The organism is Halomonas sp. BL6 (assembly GCF_006228115.1).
GTDB classification, from domain to species: Bacteria; Pseudomonadota; Gammaproteobacteria; order Pseudomonadales; family Halomonadaceae; genus Vreelandella; species Vreelandella piezotolerans.
The window spans coordinates 434,894-448,769 of record NZ_VDGL01000002.1 but is presented as its reverse complement, the minus strand read 5'-3'; the positions used below and the strand labels follow the sequence as shown (position 1 = coordinate 448,769).

The 13,876-nt window shown below is 59.3% G+C and carries 16 protein-coding genes; 8 read left to right on the top strand and 8 right to left on the bottom strand.

Annotated features, from left to right (window positions below; genetic code table 11):
• Positions 1 to 185 precede the first annotated feature (185 nt).
• From FHJ80_RS05635 to FHJ80_RS05615, 5 genes are all read left to right on the top strand, one after another.
• On the top strand, positions 186 to 764 hold the full coding sequence (locus FHJ80_RS05635) for a TRAP transporter small permease (protein WP_139526035.1): 579 nt from the start codon (positions 186 to 188) through the stop codon (positions 762 to 764).
• A gap of 28 nt (positions 765 to 792) precedes the next feature.
• A complete protein-coding gene (locus tag FHJ80_RS05630) occupies positions 793 to 2,076 on the top strand; it encodes a TRAP transporter large permease (protein WP_139526034.1) in 1,284 nt (427 codons plus the stop codon).
• Positions 2,077 to 2,097: 21 nt separating this feature from the next.
• Positions 2,098 to 2,541 (top strand): universal stress protein, encoded by a 444-nt coding sequence (locus FHJ80_RS05625; RefSeq protein ID WP_139526033.1) that lies wholly within the window; start codon positions 2,098 to 2,100, stop codon positions 2,539 to 2,541.
• Positions 2,542 to 2,689: 148 nt separating this feature from the next.
• Positions 2,690 to 3,370 carry an FKBP-type peptidyl-prolyl cis-trans isomerase gene (locus FHJ80_RS05620; protein WP_139526032.1) on the top strand — a complete coding sequence of 227 codons (681 nt, stop codon included), beginning with the start codon at positions 2,690 to 2,692 and terminating at the stop codon, positions 3,368 to 3,370.
• Positions 3,371 to 3,373: 3 nt separating this feature from the next.
• Positions 3,374 to 4,441: a PHB depolymerase family esterase gene (locus FHJ80_RS05615; RefSeq protein ID WP_139526031.1), complete on the top strand. Its 1,068-nt coding sequence runs from the start codon at positions 3,374 to 3,376 to the stop codon at positions 4,439 to 4,441.
• Positions 4,442 to 4,478: 37 nt separating this feature from the next.
• On the opposite strand, the gene FHJ80_RS05610 is transcribed toward FHJ80_RS05615, so the two are convergent.
• Together FHJ80_RS05610 and FHJ80_RS05605 are read right to left on the bottom strand one after the other, a co-directional pair.
• Positions 4,479 to 5,075 carry an SCO family protein gene (locus FHJ80_RS05610; protein ID WP_139526030.1) on the bottom strand — a complete coding sequence of 199 codons (597 nt, stop codon included), beginning with the start codon at positions 5,073 to 5,075 and terminating at the stop codon, positions 4,479 to 4,481.
• Between the two features lie 3 nt (positions 5,076 to 5,078).
• Positions 5,079 to 5,582 carry a hypothetical protein gene (locus FHJ80_RS05605; RefSeq protein WP_139526029.1) on the bottom strand — a complete coding sequence of 168 codons (504 nt, stop codon included), beginning with the start codon at positions 5,580 to 5,582 and terminating at the stop codon, positions 5,079 to 5,081.
• Between the two features lie 121 nt (positions 5,583 to 5,703).
• Between FHJ80_RS05605 and FHJ80_RS05600 the strand changes: the two genes are divergently transcribed.
• A complete protein-coding gene (locus FHJ80_RS05600; RefSeq protein WP_139526028.1) occupies positions 5,704 to 6,618 on the top strand; it encodes an AEC family transporter in 915 nt (304 codons plus the stop codon).
• A 265-nt stretch (positions 6,619 to 6,883) separates the two neighbouring features.
• Here the strand turns inward: FHJ80_RS05600 and trmB are convergent, their stop codons facing one another.
• From trmB to thiS, 3 genes are read right to left on the bottom strand one after another with little or no spacing between them, the layout of a single operon-like run.
• On the bottom strand, positions 6,884 to 7,633 hold the full coding sequence (trmB, locus tag FHJ80_RS05595) for a tRNA (guanosine(46)-N7)-methyltransferase TrmB (protein WP_139526027.1): 750 nt from the start codon (positions 7,631 to 7,633) through the stop codon (positions 6,884 to 6,886).
• Positions 7,634 to 7,645: 12 nt separating this feature from the next.
• Positions 7,646 to 8,440, bottom strand: a complete 795-nt coding sequence (locus FHJ80_RS05590; protein WP_139526026.1) for a thiazole synthase — start codon at positions 8,438 to 8,440, stop codon at positions 7,646 to 7,648.
• A 27-nt stretch (positions 8,441 to 8,467) separates the two neighbouring features.
• A complete protein-coding gene (gene thiS, locus FHJ80_RS05585; RefSeq protein WP_139526025.1) occupies positions 8,468 to 8,689 on the bottom strand; it encodes a sulfur carrier protein ThiS in 222 nt (73 codons plus the stop codon).
• Positions 8,690 to 8,831: 142 nt separating this feature from the next.
• On the opposite strand from thiS, the gene FHJ80_RS05580 reads away from it, so the two are divergent.
• Positions 8,832 to 9,212 (top strand): DUF423 domain-containing protein, encoded by a 381-nt coding sequence (locus FHJ80_RS05580; RefSeq protein ID WP_139526024.1) that lies wholly within the window; start codon positions 8,832 to 8,834, stop codon positions 9,210 to 9,212.
• A gap of 6 nt (positions 9,213 to 9,218) precedes the next feature.
• Here FHJ80_RS05580 and FHJ80_RS05575 read toward each other — a convergent pair whose 3' ends face one another.
• Positions 9,219 to 9,974 carry a glutaredoxin gene (locus tag FHJ80_RS05575; RefSeq protein WP_218013966.1) on the bottom strand — a complete coding sequence of 252 codons (756 nt, stop codon included), beginning with the start codon at positions 9,972 to 9,974 and terminating at the stop codon, positions 9,219 to 9,221.
• Between the two features lie 161 nt (positions 9,975 to 10,135).
• Between FHJ80_RS05575 and FHJ80_RS05570 the strand changes: the two genes are divergently transcribed.
• The gene (locus FHJ80_RS05570; protein ID WP_139526023.1) at positions 10,136 to 10,576 is read left to right on the top strand and encodes a DUF411 domain-containing protein; all 441 of its coding nucleotides are present in this window, start codon (positions 10,136 to 10,138) and stop codon (positions 10,574 to 10,576) included.
• Here FHJ80_RS05570 and FHJ80_RS05565 read toward each other — a convergent pair.
• Together FHJ80_RS05565 and FHJ80_RS05560 are read right to left on the bottom strand one after the other, a co-directional pair.
• Positions 10,563 to 13,079 (bottom strand): EAL domain-containing protein, encoded by a 2,517-nt coding sequence (locus FHJ80_RS05565; protein ID WP_255303881.1) that lies wholly within the window; start codon positions 13,077 to 13,079, stop codon positions 10,563 to 10,565. The genes FHJ80_RS05570 and FHJ80_RS05565 overlap by 14 nt on opposite strands.
• A 108-nt stretch (positions 13,080 to 13,187) precedes the next feature.
• A complete protein-coding gene (locus FHJ80_RS05560) occupies positions 13,188 to 13,829 on the bottom strand; it encodes an NTP transferase domain-containing protein (RefSeq protein ID WP_139526022.1) in 642 nt (213 codons plus the stop codon).
• Between the last annotated feature and the right edge of the window lie 47 nt (positions 13,830 to 13,876).

The following is a 13,876-nucleotide window of genomic DNA, read 5'->3' as shown; positions in this document are numbered from 1 at the left end:
AAAAACACATGCTCGCGGGGGCGAACACAGAAAAATCTACGTCCATCCAGCGTTGAAGCGAAAAGAGTCATTACCCATTACGCTACAAAATGAGCAAGGCCGAACCTGCTCCGTTCGGTGTCAGTGATGGGAAGGTCGCGTCGCCATCGAGCAAGCGACCACGCTGCGTTCAAAGGAGAACGGCCATGTCCGAAGAAGAGTCCGAAAAGAACTACCGCTCGGGTTTGCCCGGCGTACTAGGAGTGATCGACACTGCAATTAGCAAAATCGAGTCAGTCATACTGGCGATGGGGGTTTTGCTAATGGCGCTGAATACGGTCACCAACGTCGTTGCCCGCTTCGTGTTCGGCAATAGCATCATGTTCTCAGGCGAGCTGAACCGTATCCTGATCATCATGATCACCTTTGCGGGTATTGGCTACGCTGCCCGCCACGGTCGCCATATTCGCATGTCGGCGATTTACGATGCGCTGCCGGTGGGCGGTCGCAAAGTGCTAATGATCGGCATCGCGTTTTTCACCTCGCTGGTGATGTTCTTCCTGCTTTACTACTCCGTCGTGTACATCCTCGACCTGTATAGCAAAGGGCGCGTACTGCCGTCGCTGGGCTTACCGGTATGGATCATCTACGTCTGGGTGCCCATGGGCTTTTTGATCACCGGGATTCAGTACCTACTGACCGCGATCAAGAATCTCACCACCCGAGACGTCTACCTCTCTACCGGGGTGGTAGACGGCTATAAAGACACCGAAACAGAAGTGTAAAGCAGGGATTGCACCTTAGGGGAACGCTATGACGACGATAATGGTAGTCACCATGATTGCCCTGCTGCTGCTGGGCTTTCCAATGATGATCCCGCTGATCACTGCGGCAGTGATCGGCTTCTATATGATGTTCAACGGCTTCGGCCAAATGGATACGCTGATTCAGCAGATGATGGCGGGCATACGCCCGGCGTCGCTAATCGCCGTGCCGATGTTCATTCTGGCCGCCGACATCATGACCCGAGGGCAGTCTGCGAATCGCCTCATCGATATGGTGATGTCCTTCATTGGCCATATCAAAGGGGGGTTGGCGGTCAGCACGGCGGCTTCTTGTACGCTGTTCGGCGCCGTGTCGGGGTCGACCCAGGCCACTGTAGTGGCGGTAGGCTCGCCGCTGCGTCCGAAGATGCTCAAAGCGGGCTACTCCGATCCCTTTACGCTGGCGCTGATCATCAATGCCAGTGATATTGCCTTTTTGATTCCCCCCAGCATTGGCATGATCATTTACGGGGTCATTTCCGGCACCTCGATTGGCGAGCTGTTCATCGCCGGTATTGGTCCCGGCCTGCTTATCCTGTTCATGTTCTCCACGTACTGCATCATTTACGCCATCGTAAAAGACGTGCCTACCGAAGAGCGCTCAAGCTGGAAAGAGCGGGCCACGGCCGTTCAGAAAGCGCTCTGGCCGCTCGGCTTCCCAGTGATCATCGTGGGCGGCATTTACGGCGGGATCTTCAGTCCTACCGAAGCGGCGGCCGCCTGTGTCCTGTATGCGGTGCTGTTAGAGTTCGTCGTCTTTCGCTCGCTGAAAATGCGCGATATCTACACCATCGCCAAGTCTACTGGCCTGATCACCGCCGTGGTGTTCATTCTGGTGGCCGTGGGCAATGGCTTCTCTTGGATCATTTCGTTTGCGCAGATTCCCCAAGCGATCCTCGAAGCCGTGGGGGTCAACGAGGCCGGACCCACGGGGGTGTTGATCGCCATCTGTATTTCATTCTTCGTGGCGTGCATGTTCGTCGACCCCATCGTGGTGATTCTGGTATTGACGCCGATCTTTGCCCCGGCGATTGCAGCCACCGGGCTCGATCCCGTACTGGTCGGTATCCTGATTACGCTGCAGGTGGCGATTGGGTCGGCCACGCCACCCTTTGGCTGCGATATCTTTACCGCCATCGCGATCTTCAAACGCCCCTATTGGGAGGTGATCAAGGGCACGCCACCGTTCATCTTCATGCTGATTCTGGCGGCGGCGCTGTTGATCATGTTCCCGCAAATTGCGCTGTTCCTGCGTGATGTTGCCTTCCGTTAAGCAGTCACAAGGAGAACGCGGATGTTCAATCGCATCTTGATCCCTGTCGATGGCTCAAAGGGGGCCATCAAGGCGCTCGAAAAAGCCGTTGGTCTGCATCTGCTCACCGGGGCAGAGCTCTACCTACTGTGTGTGTTCAAACATCACAGCCTGCTGGAGGCGTCGCTTTCCATGGTGCGCCCCAACCGGTTGGATATCCCCGATGACGCGCTCAAGGAGTACGCAACGGAGATTGCCGTGCACGCCAAATCCCACGCCATCGAACTGGGCGCCGATAGCGTTCGCGTGCGAGCTTTTGTCAAAGGCGGACGTCCCTCCCGTACCATCGTGCGCTTTGCTCGTAAGCGGGAGTGCGACCTGATCGTAATTGGCGCACAGGGAACCAATGGGGAAAAGAATTTGCTGCTGGGCAGCGTTTCCCAACGCGTGGCCGGTGCCGCTCATTGCCCCACGCTGGTGGTCTAGTGTGAAGGCGACCGGCTAAACCTCTACGCAATCGTGTGGTCTGAGCAGCACCCGCCGTTTCAGGTAATGCAGCCTGAGGCGGCGGGTGTTAGTCTTTGAAGCACCCCAAAATATTTGGCGCGCTGCGCCGCTGGATAAGGTTTTTTCCATGAAAGCACTACTCTCTTCTACCGCGCTCACTGGCCTGCTGCTAGTCGCACCGTTTGCCGCCGCTGCCCCGGAAACCGACGAGCAGCGCTTGGCGTATAGCCTGGGCGTGACCCTGGGCGAAAGCATGCAGGCAGACATCGAAGATCTCGATCTGGATGCGTTCACCGACGGTATGCGCGATGTCTTTGATGGCAACGAGCTAGCGATGAACGAAGAGGAGATGATGGAAGCGCTGATGGCGTTCCAAGAGCGCTCGATGGAAGCGCGCGAGCAGCAAGCCGCTGAGTTGGCGCAGATGAACCTGGAAGAGGGCCAAGACTTCCTGGCCGAAAACGCCGAGCGTGACGAGGTCGAAGTGACCGAGTCTGGTCTGCAGTACGAAGTCATCGAGTCAGGAGATGGTGCAACGCCTGGCCCGGAAGATACCGTCGAAGTGAACTACGAAGGCATGCTGTTGGACGGCACCGTGTTCGATAGCTCCTTCGAGCGCGGTGAGCCGGTGAGTTTCCAGGTCAACCAAGTGATCGAGGGCTGGCAAGAAGCCCTGCAGCTGATGAGCGTGGGTGACAGCTGGATGCTCTACATCCCGGCGGATCTCGCCTACGGCGAACGCGGCCAGGGCCCGATTGGTCCGAATGAAATGCTCACTTTCCGCGTCGAACTGCTAGGTATCGAATAAGCCATGGGTATGGCCTCTCGTCAGCGCCTCTGGATGGCGGCGCTTATTGTGTTGGGCAGCGGCGCTGCCCAGGCCCAGGAAGCACCTATTGAGCTCCCAGCGCTGGCAGCGGCTAACGATCAAGCAAGCGTCGTGGGCGTCTCCGCGGGGGGCTACATGGCCACTCAGCTTGCGGTGGCCTGGCCCGAGCGCTTTAGCGGACTGGGCGTACTGGCAGCAGGTCCTTGGGGCTGCGCGCAGGGGGCTTTGAGTACGGCTCTCAATCAGTGCATGATGACCCGGCGCGGCCTGCCGTCGCTCGACGAGCTGGAGCAGCGTCGCCAGCGCTACGCAGAGATGGAGCAAGTCGGCAGCCAAGAGGCGCTGCGCTCGCTGCGTGCTTTTGTGTGGCATGGTACGTCGGACGAGACGGTCTCGCCTGCGCTGGGCGACCTGCTCGCGCAGCAGTGGCAGCGCTGGCTGGCGGACCCCGAGCAGCAGCTACGCTTCGTTCAACGGGAAAACACCGGGCACGGCTGGCCGGTGGCGATGCCCAAAGATGCGCCTATCGACCCGCAGTCGCTAGGTGACTGCCATAATGGAGGTGGTAGTCACGTGTTGGCCTGTGGCGACGACGTCGCGGGGGAGATGCTGGCGTGGCTCTACCCCGAGCGTGAGGCGAACGCTAGCGAAGGCGAGCTGCTGGCCTTCGATCAATCTGATTTCGCGGTGAAGGGGGTGGCCGATACAGGCTATCTGTTCGTGCCCGAGACGTGTGAGTTGGGGGGGTGTCCGGTCACCGTAGCGTTGCACGGTTGCCAGATGAACGCAGAGACCATCGGCGATACCTTCGTTCGCTACAGCGGCTTGAACCGTTGGGCGGCGACGCATGGCCAAGTGGTGCTGTATCCACAGGCCGAAAGCAGCATGGCCAATCCGCAAGCGTGCTGGGACTGGTGGGGTTTCGCGGAGAGCACGTGGCAGATCAACCCGCTACACGATACTCGAGACGGCACCCAAGTACAGGCGCTGATGGCCATGCTGGATCGGCTGCAAGCCGATCAGACGGAGGAGGCGACGACGGCCGAATAGCCGCCGTGTCGCTAACGCATCAAGCCGTTTTAGAGCGTTAACTGCCTAGTTCGCGCTCGAGCGCCGATACCAACCCATGGGGCGTTGGTGAGTAGAGCACCCGCTGCAGTATCTTCCCCTCGCGGTTGACCAAAAACAGCGAGGCGCTGTGGTCGATGGTATAGGCCATGGCCGACTCCGGCGCCTCGACCCGTCGCCAAATCACACCATAGCGCCCGGCCACCTCGTTGAGCTGCGCCTGGCTACCCACCAAACCAATGAACTCTTCGCCGAAAAACTGCATGTACTCGCGCATGCGGGGCAGCGTATCGCGTTCTGGATCGACGGTAATCATGACAGGCACCACTCGCTCACGCTGGGCATCGCTCAATTGTGCCAGCGCTTGGCGCTTGACCGCCTGATTCATGGGGCAGACATCGGGGCAGTAGGTATAGCCGAAAGAGACGATGGCAATCTCGTCGTTGCCGAGCTGATCCAGGGAGAAATCGCCTTGCGTCGACGGCATGGCAATGGGCCCGCCTGTTGGTTCGTCGGGATCCTCCCCTGCGCGTAGTTGGTACAGGCCAACGCTTGCCACGACCAGCAGAAGAGCCATGAGGGCGATACCTAGCCAAAGCGGCTTGCGAATTGCCATGCGCTAACTCCTTGTCACATCGAAATCGAACCAGCTGCCTAGCTTACCGTCCGGGGTTTCCAAGATCACTCGCGCCCGCCATGGCATCACGGCTTGCGTGCACACCCCCACTTGTCCCTGGCCGTGGAAGTGCCCCGGCGCGGTGGCGGTGAGGGCGAAGCGGTTGAGACCCATATCCATGTCGCGACCTACGAAATCGACCGTCACATGGCGAGGGCTAACGCCCTCTACCTCGACATCCAGCGGCAGCACTTCAAGTGCCTCGATACGCCCATCGGCATCGATGGTCAGTGTCAGTTCACCTTTATCGCCCAGCGTTGCCGAACAGGGCGCTCTATGCAAGTTGCATTCGCCATTGGGGGTGAACCACACGATATCGCGATCATCGCGCAGCCAGTTAGCAAAGACGTACCACGTGCACGCGGCCAGCGCGATGCCCGTCACTAGAATAAGCACTTTCAGCGCTGGAAAACCCGTCACCTCGACAGGTTTAAGCAAATTCTTCATGGCAGAATAGTCGCTACGCAGGCCATAAGGCGTGTCATTTGTGTCAGGGTATGCAAATCATGGTAACAGCTATCCTGCAGATGTCTCTGTGCTGGGATGTCGCACTTGATAAGGAATGACAATGGAGAGCATTACCGGGGCACTAGGGCCCCTGTTTTTACTGATTTTATTGGGGGCAGGCTTAGGGTATGCCCGCTGGCCTACTATGGATTTTTGGGCGCAGATGGAGCGGCTGATCTATTTCGTGCTGTTCCCCGCCATGCTGGTAGGCACGCTGGCCACGGCCGATGTGAGCCAAGTGCCCGTCGGCCGATTGGCGCTGGCGCTGCTGGGAGCGATGGCGCTGTTTGGCATGCTGTTGTGGCATGGACGTAGCTGGTTAAGGCTCGGCCCGGCGGCGTTTACCTCCGTGTTTCAAGGCGCCGTGCGTTTCAACACCTACGTAGGCGTGGCGGGAGCGGCCGCGCTGCATGGTTCGCTAGGCGCCACCACGGCAGCGGTAGCCGTGGCGCTAATGGTGCCCGTGGTAAACGTCATGTGCGTCGCCAGTTTCGTGGCGGCGGGCACTCTAGGCAGGGCAAGTCTGGGCAAGAGCGCACTGGCATTGGCGAAAAATCCGCTTATTTTGGCGTGTCTGGCCGGTATTGGGCTAAACCTTAGCGGTGTTGGTCTGCCAGGTTGGAGCGAAGCAACCGTCTCGTTGCTGGGCCGCGCAGCGCTGCCGCTGGGCCTAGTGGCAGTGGGGGTGGCACTTCGACCCATGGCGCTGCTGCGCCTCGACCGCGGTGTGATGGCGACCAATACGATCAAGCTGCTGCTCATGCCCGCTTTCGTGCTGTCGTTAGCCTGGCTGCTGGGGCTCGACCCCGTCAGCCGAGACGTCGCACTGCTGTTTGCCGCCCTGCCCACGGCAACCTCGGCGTATATTCTGGCCCGTCAACTTGGCGGCGATGCGGAATTGATGGCCGCCATCATTACCGGACAAACGCTGCTCGCTATGCTGACGTTGCCGTTGTGGCTCCAGCTCATCAGTTGATTTAAAAAAATAAATAAAAAGTATTCGCATTTGTGTTGACGGGGTAAATGAGAATGATTATATTGTGATGGTCGGCGTTTGATGAGACGCTGGCAACCACGACAGAAACCGCCAGTTTCCTGTCATGGTTTCTCCCTCTCATTGCTAGTCACGGTCTTTTGCCGCTCCTTTGGAGCGGCTTTCTTTTTTTGATGGGTAGGGCTTTTGTACGAGTTCGTCGCGGCGGCAGACGCAGGGCCGCGCGTGGCCTGCTGCCAATCGAACGTCAGGCTTCCCGGCGGTAGATCAAGTCCCACACGCCGTGGCCGAGCTTTTCGCCGCGCGCTTCGAACTTGGTGAGCGGGCGGAAGGCCGGACGCGGCACGTAAGGTGCGGTCTCGGGCGTTGCGGTGTTGACGTAGCCAGGGGCGGCGTCCATCACTTCCGCCATCCACTCGGCGTAGGCTTCCCAGTCGGTGGCCATGTGGAACGTGCCCCCGGGCTTGAGGCGCGTGCGAATCAGCTCCACGAAGGCGGGCTGGACGATGCGCCGTTTGTGATGCTTCTTCTTCGGCCACGGGTCGGGGAAGAAGAGCTGCAAGGTAGTCAACGAGCCTTCGGGTAGGCACTGCTCCAGCACGGCCAGGGCGTCTTCACGGTAAACCCGTAGGTTGGTCAGGCCGCGTTTGTCGGCTTCGTCGAGCAGTTTGCCAACGCCAGGGGCGTGCACTTCGATACCGATAAAGTCGGTATCCGGGTGGGTTTCGGCCTGCTCGATCAGCGAGTTACCCATGCCAAAGCCAATTTCCACCACGCGAGGGGCTTGGCGGCCGAAGAGGGCGTCTAACTCCTGGCGGCCATCGGCAATGGTCAGCCCAAGGCGCGGCCATACCTCTTCAAGTCCGCGGCTTTGGGCCTGGGTCATGCGTCCGGCGCGAATCACATAGCTTTTAATGCCGCGACGGTGCAGCGGTGCGTCGGCACTTTCGGGGCCAGTGGTGTTGCTCTCGGGCGCGGTATCGTTCGTATCAGTCATGGTGTCTCTGTATCAGCCGTTGATGCGGCCTGCAAAAGGCGAAGAGGGGTCGGCGCTTTGGCGGCGCGGCATGCGGCCCGCCAAAAACGCATCGCGGCCAGCCTCGACGGCGAGCTTCATGGCGTTGGCCATGCGCAGCGGGTCGCGTGCATGGGCGATGGCGCTGTTGAGCAGCACGCCGTCGCAGCCAAGCTCCATGGCCATGGCCGCATCGGACGCCGTGCCAATGCCGGCATCCACCAGCACCGGCACGCGGCTCTGCTCGACGATCAGGCGCACGTTATGTGGGTTTTGAATGCCATGGCCCGAGCCAATCAGTGAGCCCAGCGGCATGATGGCGCAGCAGCCCATGGCTTCCAGCTCGCGTGCAACGATCGGGTCATCACTGGTGTACACCATCACGTCGAAACCGTCGGCCAGCAGCGTTTCTGCCGCTTTGAGTGTCTCGACCACGTTGGGGTAGAGGGTATGATCATCGCCCAACACTTCCAGCTTCACCAGATTGTGGCCATCCAGCAGTTCGCGGGCCAGGCGGCAGGTACGCACGGCATCTTTGGCGTTGTAGCAGCCCGCGGTATTGGGCAGCAGGGTGTACTGCTTGGGCGAGATGACGTCCAGTAGGTTTGGGGCATCGGCATCTTGGCCAAGGTTGGTGCGGCGCACGGCAAAGGTGACGATCTCGGCACCGCTCTGGGCAATGGCAGCACCGGTTTCGGTAAAGTCTTTGTATTTGCCGGTGCCTACGAGCAGGCGAGAGCGAAAATCACGTCCGGCAATGGTGAACGGTGTATCGGTCAGTTGCGTCATAGCGATTCCTTGAAAAAGCATCGGCAGCTAGCCGCCGCCAATGGCGTGGACCACTTCGATCTGGTCGCCTGCGGCCAGCGGGGTCGCGGCCAGTTGGCTTTTGGGCACGATCTGTTCGTTGATTTCGACAGCGATCCGCCGCCCGCTCAGGCCCAGCTGCTCGACCAAATCGGCAGCGGTCAGGCCCGCAGTCATGGCGTAGGGTTCGCCGTTGAGCGTAAGCTGTATCGACTCATGGGGGGTAGACATAAACAATAAGCACCCTGGTGGATGAGGCAAAACGGCCTCTATTGTAGCGGTTTCACCCCGTGCAAGGTATGCAACGGAGTGAATATCTCGATGATTAACAGTGCGGCGTGTGGCCGCTAACATGCGTGAAAAGGAGCAGGGCGTGCAGCGAACCGACAAACTGTGGTGGTGTGTGGTGGCGCTATCGGGGGCCGTCATGGTGATGCTGGGGGCCTATGCCGCCCACGGTCTAGCGGCCCGCACCAGCGCCGCCATGGTGGATATCGTGGAAACCGGGGTGCGCTACCAAGCGTGGCACACGCTGGCCATGCTGGCGGTGCTTGCGTGGCGCAGCCACCGCCCGCTCCCTGGTCAGCAGGTCGTCCTCGCCTTATGGGCATTAGGTGTACTTACCTTTGCTGGTTCGCTCTACCTGATGGCGCTGGTCGGGTTGAGCGTGGGGATCGTGACACCCATCGGCGGGCTTCTACTGATGGCCGGTTGGTTGGCCCTGGGGGTCACGGCGCTCCTTAGCCGCACTTAATCGACGTTAGCCCAGCAGCATGCGCAGCGGCATCCACACGCCCATACCGATCATTACTAGGTTCTCGGTGAGTGACACAAAGCCAAGCGGAACGTTGCTGTTGCCACCCACACAGGCGCACTTGAGTTCGCGCTTGTCGATGTACACCGCTTTGAACACTGATACCGCGCCTACGGTGCCGACGAACAGCGCCAGCGGCGCGGCCACCCATATCAGCGTGCCTGCCAGCATCAATAGCCCGGCGGCGGTCTCGGCGTAAGGGTAAACGTAGCTATAGGGCACGTAGCGCTGGGCGAGCAGGTCGTAGTTGAGGAACATGGTGCTAAAACTCTCGATATCCTGCAGCTTTTGCAGGCCCAGCAGCACCATCGCAGTCGCCACGGCAAACTCCGGCATGCGCGCCGTCAACAGCGTGCCCTGTATCGCCCAGCTCATCGCCACGCCTATCAATAGGGCGACGGCAAAAATGGCCAGGACCGGGCGGTAGGTAGTCTCTTTGGCGCTGGGAACGCTCATCCCCAGGTGGTCGCGCAGCTCTTCGTAGCCGCCGATCCGCTCCCCGTCGATATAGACCTGCGGCGTCGTATCGACGTGCTCCTGCTCCTTGAACGCGTCGATCTCCTCGCGGGACGTGAGCGTGTGATCGTCCACCGTGTAGCCTTTGCGTTTGAGTAAATCAACGGTTTTCAAACCAAACGGACACAGATGCTCGGCGGTTTTCATCCGATATACCTGAGCGTGGGGGTGGGGCGTTGCTGCCATGATCAGCCTCCTTGTCGTCTTACGATCAACATCCTTTTACAAGCATAGAACCCGGTGTCGCCCATAGGTCAAATATGAAGGGATCGCGGTTGCTTGGGGCTTGACCTGCAGGTAGCCCCTAGGTTGTAAGCTATAAAAAAAGATTGTCATAGGAGAGCCATATGAAACGACATACCACGGCGCTGCTAGTATCCGGTGCTTTGATGTTCGGTGCAGCCACGGCCCATGCCGCGCTGCCCGATGAGGCGACGCTGTATAAGAACCCGCAATGCGGCTGTTGCGATGAGTATGCGCGTCATCTGGAAGCGTTGGGTATAGACGTCACCATTATCGATGACGTCGAGCTGGGTGAGATCAAGCAGCAGGCAGGCGTGCCTTACGGCATGGGCGCCTGTCACACCATCGAGATAGGTAACTACTGGATTGAAGGGCACGTGCCGTTGGAAGCGGTCGAAGCGCTGTTCGAACAGCAGCCCGAGGTGGATGGTATTGGTTTGGCCGGTATGCCGATAGGCACTCCGGGCATGCCTGGGCCGCAGAGTGAGCCTTACCACGTCTACACGTTTAGCGACCACAACGCCCAGCCGTTCATGACGCTGTAAACGAAGAGGCACCGTTGTGTTGGGTAAACGCCTGCGCGGGAGTGGGCTTGCCAAAGTAGTAGCCCTGATACACATGGCAGCCCAGGCGAGCCAGTACGGTGGCTTGGTCGACGGTTTCTACGCCTTCGGCCACGACATCCAGACCTAGGCTCTCGGCCAGCGCGATGATAGTGGCGGCAATCGGCGTTGCCTGCATATCCAGGGTCAAATCCCTGACGAAGGCAATGTCGATTTTGAGCGTGTTCAGCGGCAGCGATTTCAGATACGCCAGCGACGAATAGCCTGTTCCAAAGTCGTCCAGCGCAAAGCGAATTCCCAACTGCCGCAGGCGCAGCATTTTATCGATGGTGCCTTCTGGGTCGCTCATCAGCAGCGACTCCGTTAGCTCTAGTGTCAAGCGTTCAGGCGGTGCGCCGGTCGACGTTAGAGTGCTCATGACCTGCTCGACAAAAGTGGGTTGCTGGAATTGACGCACGCTAACGTTGAGCGAGAGCTTCAAGCGGCTCAGACGTGGATCGTGCTGCCATTCGCCAAGCAGTCGGCAGCCCGCTTCGAGCACCCAAGCCCCTAAAGGAAGTATCAGCCCGGTTTGTTCGGCGATGGGAATGAAACGGCCGGGTGATATCATCCCCCGCTCCGGGTGTTGCCAGCGCAGGAGGGCTTCGGCGCCAATGACCTCATGCTCCCCATTCACCTGCGCCTGTAGATGAAGGCTGAGGGCGCCGCGCTCGATCGCTAGGCGCAATTCGCGCTCCAGGGTGATGTCCTCCTCCAGTTTTTGCTCCAGTGCGGAGCAGAAACGCTTGGGTTCGCCGTCTCGCTGGCGTTTGGCTTCCAGTAGTGCGAGTCCGGCGCGTTTGAACAACTGCCCAACGCTCTCGACCTCACGGGGGCAAAAGATCAGCATGCCTGTGTTGATTTTGCATGGGTGGGTGTGACCGTGCAATTGATAGTCAGCCGTCAACAGTGCCAGCACTCGCTCGATGTATTGATGGGCGAGCCGTTCTGCAGCGGTGTGCTCGGTGGCTGCGATGGATGCGAAAAGCGCAAACTCATTGCCGTCCAGCCGGGCTGCATAAATGTGATCGTCGGCTTGCTGTAAACGGCGGCCTAGCTGCCGCAAAAGCTCGTCGCCAATATCTTGTCCCATGCTGTCGTTCAACACCTTGAATCGGTTGAGATCCAGCAGTGCGAACACGGAGTAGCCCCCTTTCGTTAAGGGGCTTTTCAAATGAGTAGAGAGATGCTCTTGAAGGGCCAGCCGGTTCGGCAAACCGGTCAATATGTCGTGATAGGCCAAGTAGCGGATACGCTGCTGCGCGTTCTGCTCGTCGGTGCGGTCACTGAACAGGGCCACGTAATCTCTGTCTTTGCTGTTGGCGTAGTTCACTCGGCTGATGCTGATCCACGCAGGATATTCGTCGCCATTGGAGCGTACCGCCGTCACCATGCCGCTCCACTCACCTTGTGACACCAGCGCGCGCTGTATGGTGGGAGTCAGTGCTTGGCTCTCTTTGGCGTAAGGCACCTGAGTGATATCCGCATCGATGAGCTGGGCTTGGGTCATCCCGGTTAATTGCTCAAAAGCGTTATTACACAGCCGGATGCGAGCACTATCGTCAAAAAGCACCACGCCGTCTTGTAGAGCGGCAATCACCTCCAGCAGCCGCTGCTGGGTCATATAGCCGTGGCGCTCGCTGTCTTGTAGGCGGCGCTGAATTTTGATCGCCATCAACGTAAGCAATGCCGCAAAGACGGCAGTGCCGCTGATGACATAAATGAGCCAGTGCGAGGTCTCTATTGGGGCTTGGCCGATGGTGCCATCCGGCACGAACCAGGCCGCCTGCATGGCCACGTAGTGCATGCCGCTCACCGCAACCGAGATGCATAGGGCAGATACGAAAGCATACCGCTGATAGTGAGTTTTGCCGTTATCCAGGCGGCATAGGCGGTACGCGTAAGCGCTCAAGACGCCCAGCCCGATGGCGACGACCAAAGAGGCGAGAAATAGGTCCAGGGCGTAGAACAGCGTTGCGGGCATGCGCATGGCGGCCATGCCGCTATAGTGCATGACGCCAATGCCTAGGCCTAAGCTCGTGCCCGCTATGACCAGCGTGCGATGCGATAACGGTTCGCGACACAGCAGCGTCATTGCAACCAAGCTGCCGATCGTGGCGGGCAGTATCGACAGCAGCGTGAGCAAAGGGCTGTGGCTGACGTGGAAATCCAAGCGATAAGCGTGCATGCCGACGAAATGCATACTCCAGACCCCAGTGCCCATGACGCTGGCACCGGCGATGAGCCACGTGCGTCGCCACAGTGTCGATGAGGTGCTGCCCACCAGGCGAATGATTTCAAGGCTAGCAAACGAGGCGGCCAAGGCGACTAACCACGATAAAATGACCAGTGGGATATCGTGTTTTCCCTGCAGAGCACTCAGCGCCTGCGGTTCCAATAACAGGTTGGGCAGTATCATGGGTAAGTCGCCGTGTGGCAGTGGCATACGTACAGTACTTTATAATGTTTATTAATGTCTTGCTCTTAAAATCGCGGGAGGTTTAAACGCTCTGCGGCCGGAAGGCTATCGATACTGTGAGAAAGATGCGTTGATCTACAGGACGTCCTTGAGGCTGGCGAGTGCGTCTGGCGTATCAACATCGAATATCACCCCGGCATCGTCCACGTCATGGGTACGGTAGTGTGAAGCATATTGCCGAAGCAAAGACGCTGCCCCTGACTCGCCGTCGATGCCCGCCAGGGCTGGCCAAAAATCCCGCCCAAACAGTACCGGATGGCCAGGTTGGCCGCGGAAGCATGGCCGCCAGATGGTGTCTCGGGTGATGCACTGCTGCAGCGTCAGCAGCGTTCCGGGCTGAAAGCGAGGCATATCGCCTAGCAGCACCGCGACGGCCTGAGCGTCTTTTAGGCGACGATCACGACTCAACGCTGCCACCGCTTCGGCAAGGCTCGCACCCAAACCCAGTGGCGCCCGATGCAGTCGAATCAGCGGCGTGCTCGGCGCCAAGCCGAGCTGAAGCACGTCGTCTTCCTCTCGAATCGCAACCCTTACCTGGAGAAACGCCTGCTCAATGCGTGCCACCGTCGTGGCCAACAGCGTTCTGCCATCGGCAAGACGCGCTTGGCGCTTATCGGCGTCGCCATAGCGCCGTGAGTAACCTGCTGCCATCACGAGCGCGACGACGTGATGAGCGCTCGCCGCGCACTGCCCGTTTTGCCGAGTACGTTCAATCATCTGCCGATCCCGCCGTTGTATCCATGTCGTCTCCTGTCCTGAGTCGT

What these genes read in the sequence shown, in the direction of transcription:
- FHJ80_RS05635 (WP_139526035.1), top strand. Translation starts at nt 186, where the DNA reads ATGTCCGAAGAAGAGTCCGAAAAGAACTACCGCTCGGGTTTGCCCGGC.
- FHJ80_RS05630 (WP_139526034.1), top strand. Translation starts at nt 793, where the DNA reads ATGACGACGATAATGGTAGTCACCATGATTGCCCTGCTGCTGCTGGGC.
- FHJ80_RS05625 (WP_139526033.1), top strand. Translation starts at nt 2,098, where the DNA reads ATGTTCAATCGCATCTTGATCCCTGTCGATGGCTCAAAGGGGGCCATC.
- FHJ80_RS05620 (WP_139526032.1), top strand. Translation starts at nt 2,690, where the DNA reads ATGAAAGCACTACTCTCTTCTACCGCGCTCACTGGCCTGCTGCTAGTC.
- FHJ80_RS05615 (WP_139526031.1), top strand. Translation starts at nt 3,374, where the DNA reads ATGGGTATGGCCTCTCGTCAGCGCCTCTGGATGGCGGCGCTTATTGTG.
- FHJ80_RS05610 (WP_139526030.1), bottom strand. Translation starts at nt 5,075, where the DNA reads ATGGCAATTCGCAAGCCGCTTTGGCTAGGTATCGCCCTCATGGCTCTT.
- FHJ80_RS05605 (WP_139526029.1), bottom strand. Translation starts at nt 5,582, where the DNA reads ATGAAGAATTTGCTTAAACCTGTCGAGGTGACGGGTTTTCCAGCGCTG.
- FHJ80_RS05600 (WP_139526028.1), top strand. Translation starts at nt 5,704, where the DNA reads ATGGAGAGCATTACCGGGGCACTAGGGCCCCTGTTTTTACTGATTTTA.
- trmB (WP_139526027.1), bottom strand. Translation starts at nt 7,633, where the DNA reads ATGACTGATACGAACGATACCGCGCCCGAGAGCAACACCACTGGCCCC.
- FHJ80_RS05590 (WP_139526026.1), bottom strand. Translation starts at nt 8,440, where the DNA reads ATGACGCAACTGACCGATACACCGTTCACCATTGCCGGACGTGATTTT.
- thiS (WP_139526025.1), bottom strand. Translation starts at nt 8,689, where the DNA reads ATGTCTACCCCCCATGAGTCGATACAGCTTACGCTCAACGGCGAACCC.
- FHJ80_RS05575 (WP_218013966.1), bottom strand. Translation starts at nt 9,974, where the DNA reads ATGGCAGCAACGCCCCACCCCCACGCTCAGGTATATCGGATGAAAACC.
- FHJ80_RS05570 (WP_139526023.1), top strand. Translation starts at nt 10,136, where the DNA reads ATGAAACGACATACCACGGCGCTGCTAGTATCCGGTGCTTTGATGTTC.
- FHJ80_RS05565 (WP_255303881.1), bottom strand. Translation starts at nt 13,079, where the DNA reads ATGCCACTGCCACACGGCGACTTACCCATGATACTGCCCAACCTGTTA.
- FHJ80_RS05560 (WP_139526022.1), bottom strand. Translation starts at nt 13,829, where the DNA reads ATGATTGAACGTACTCGGCAAAACGGGCAGTGCGCGGCGAGCGCTCAT.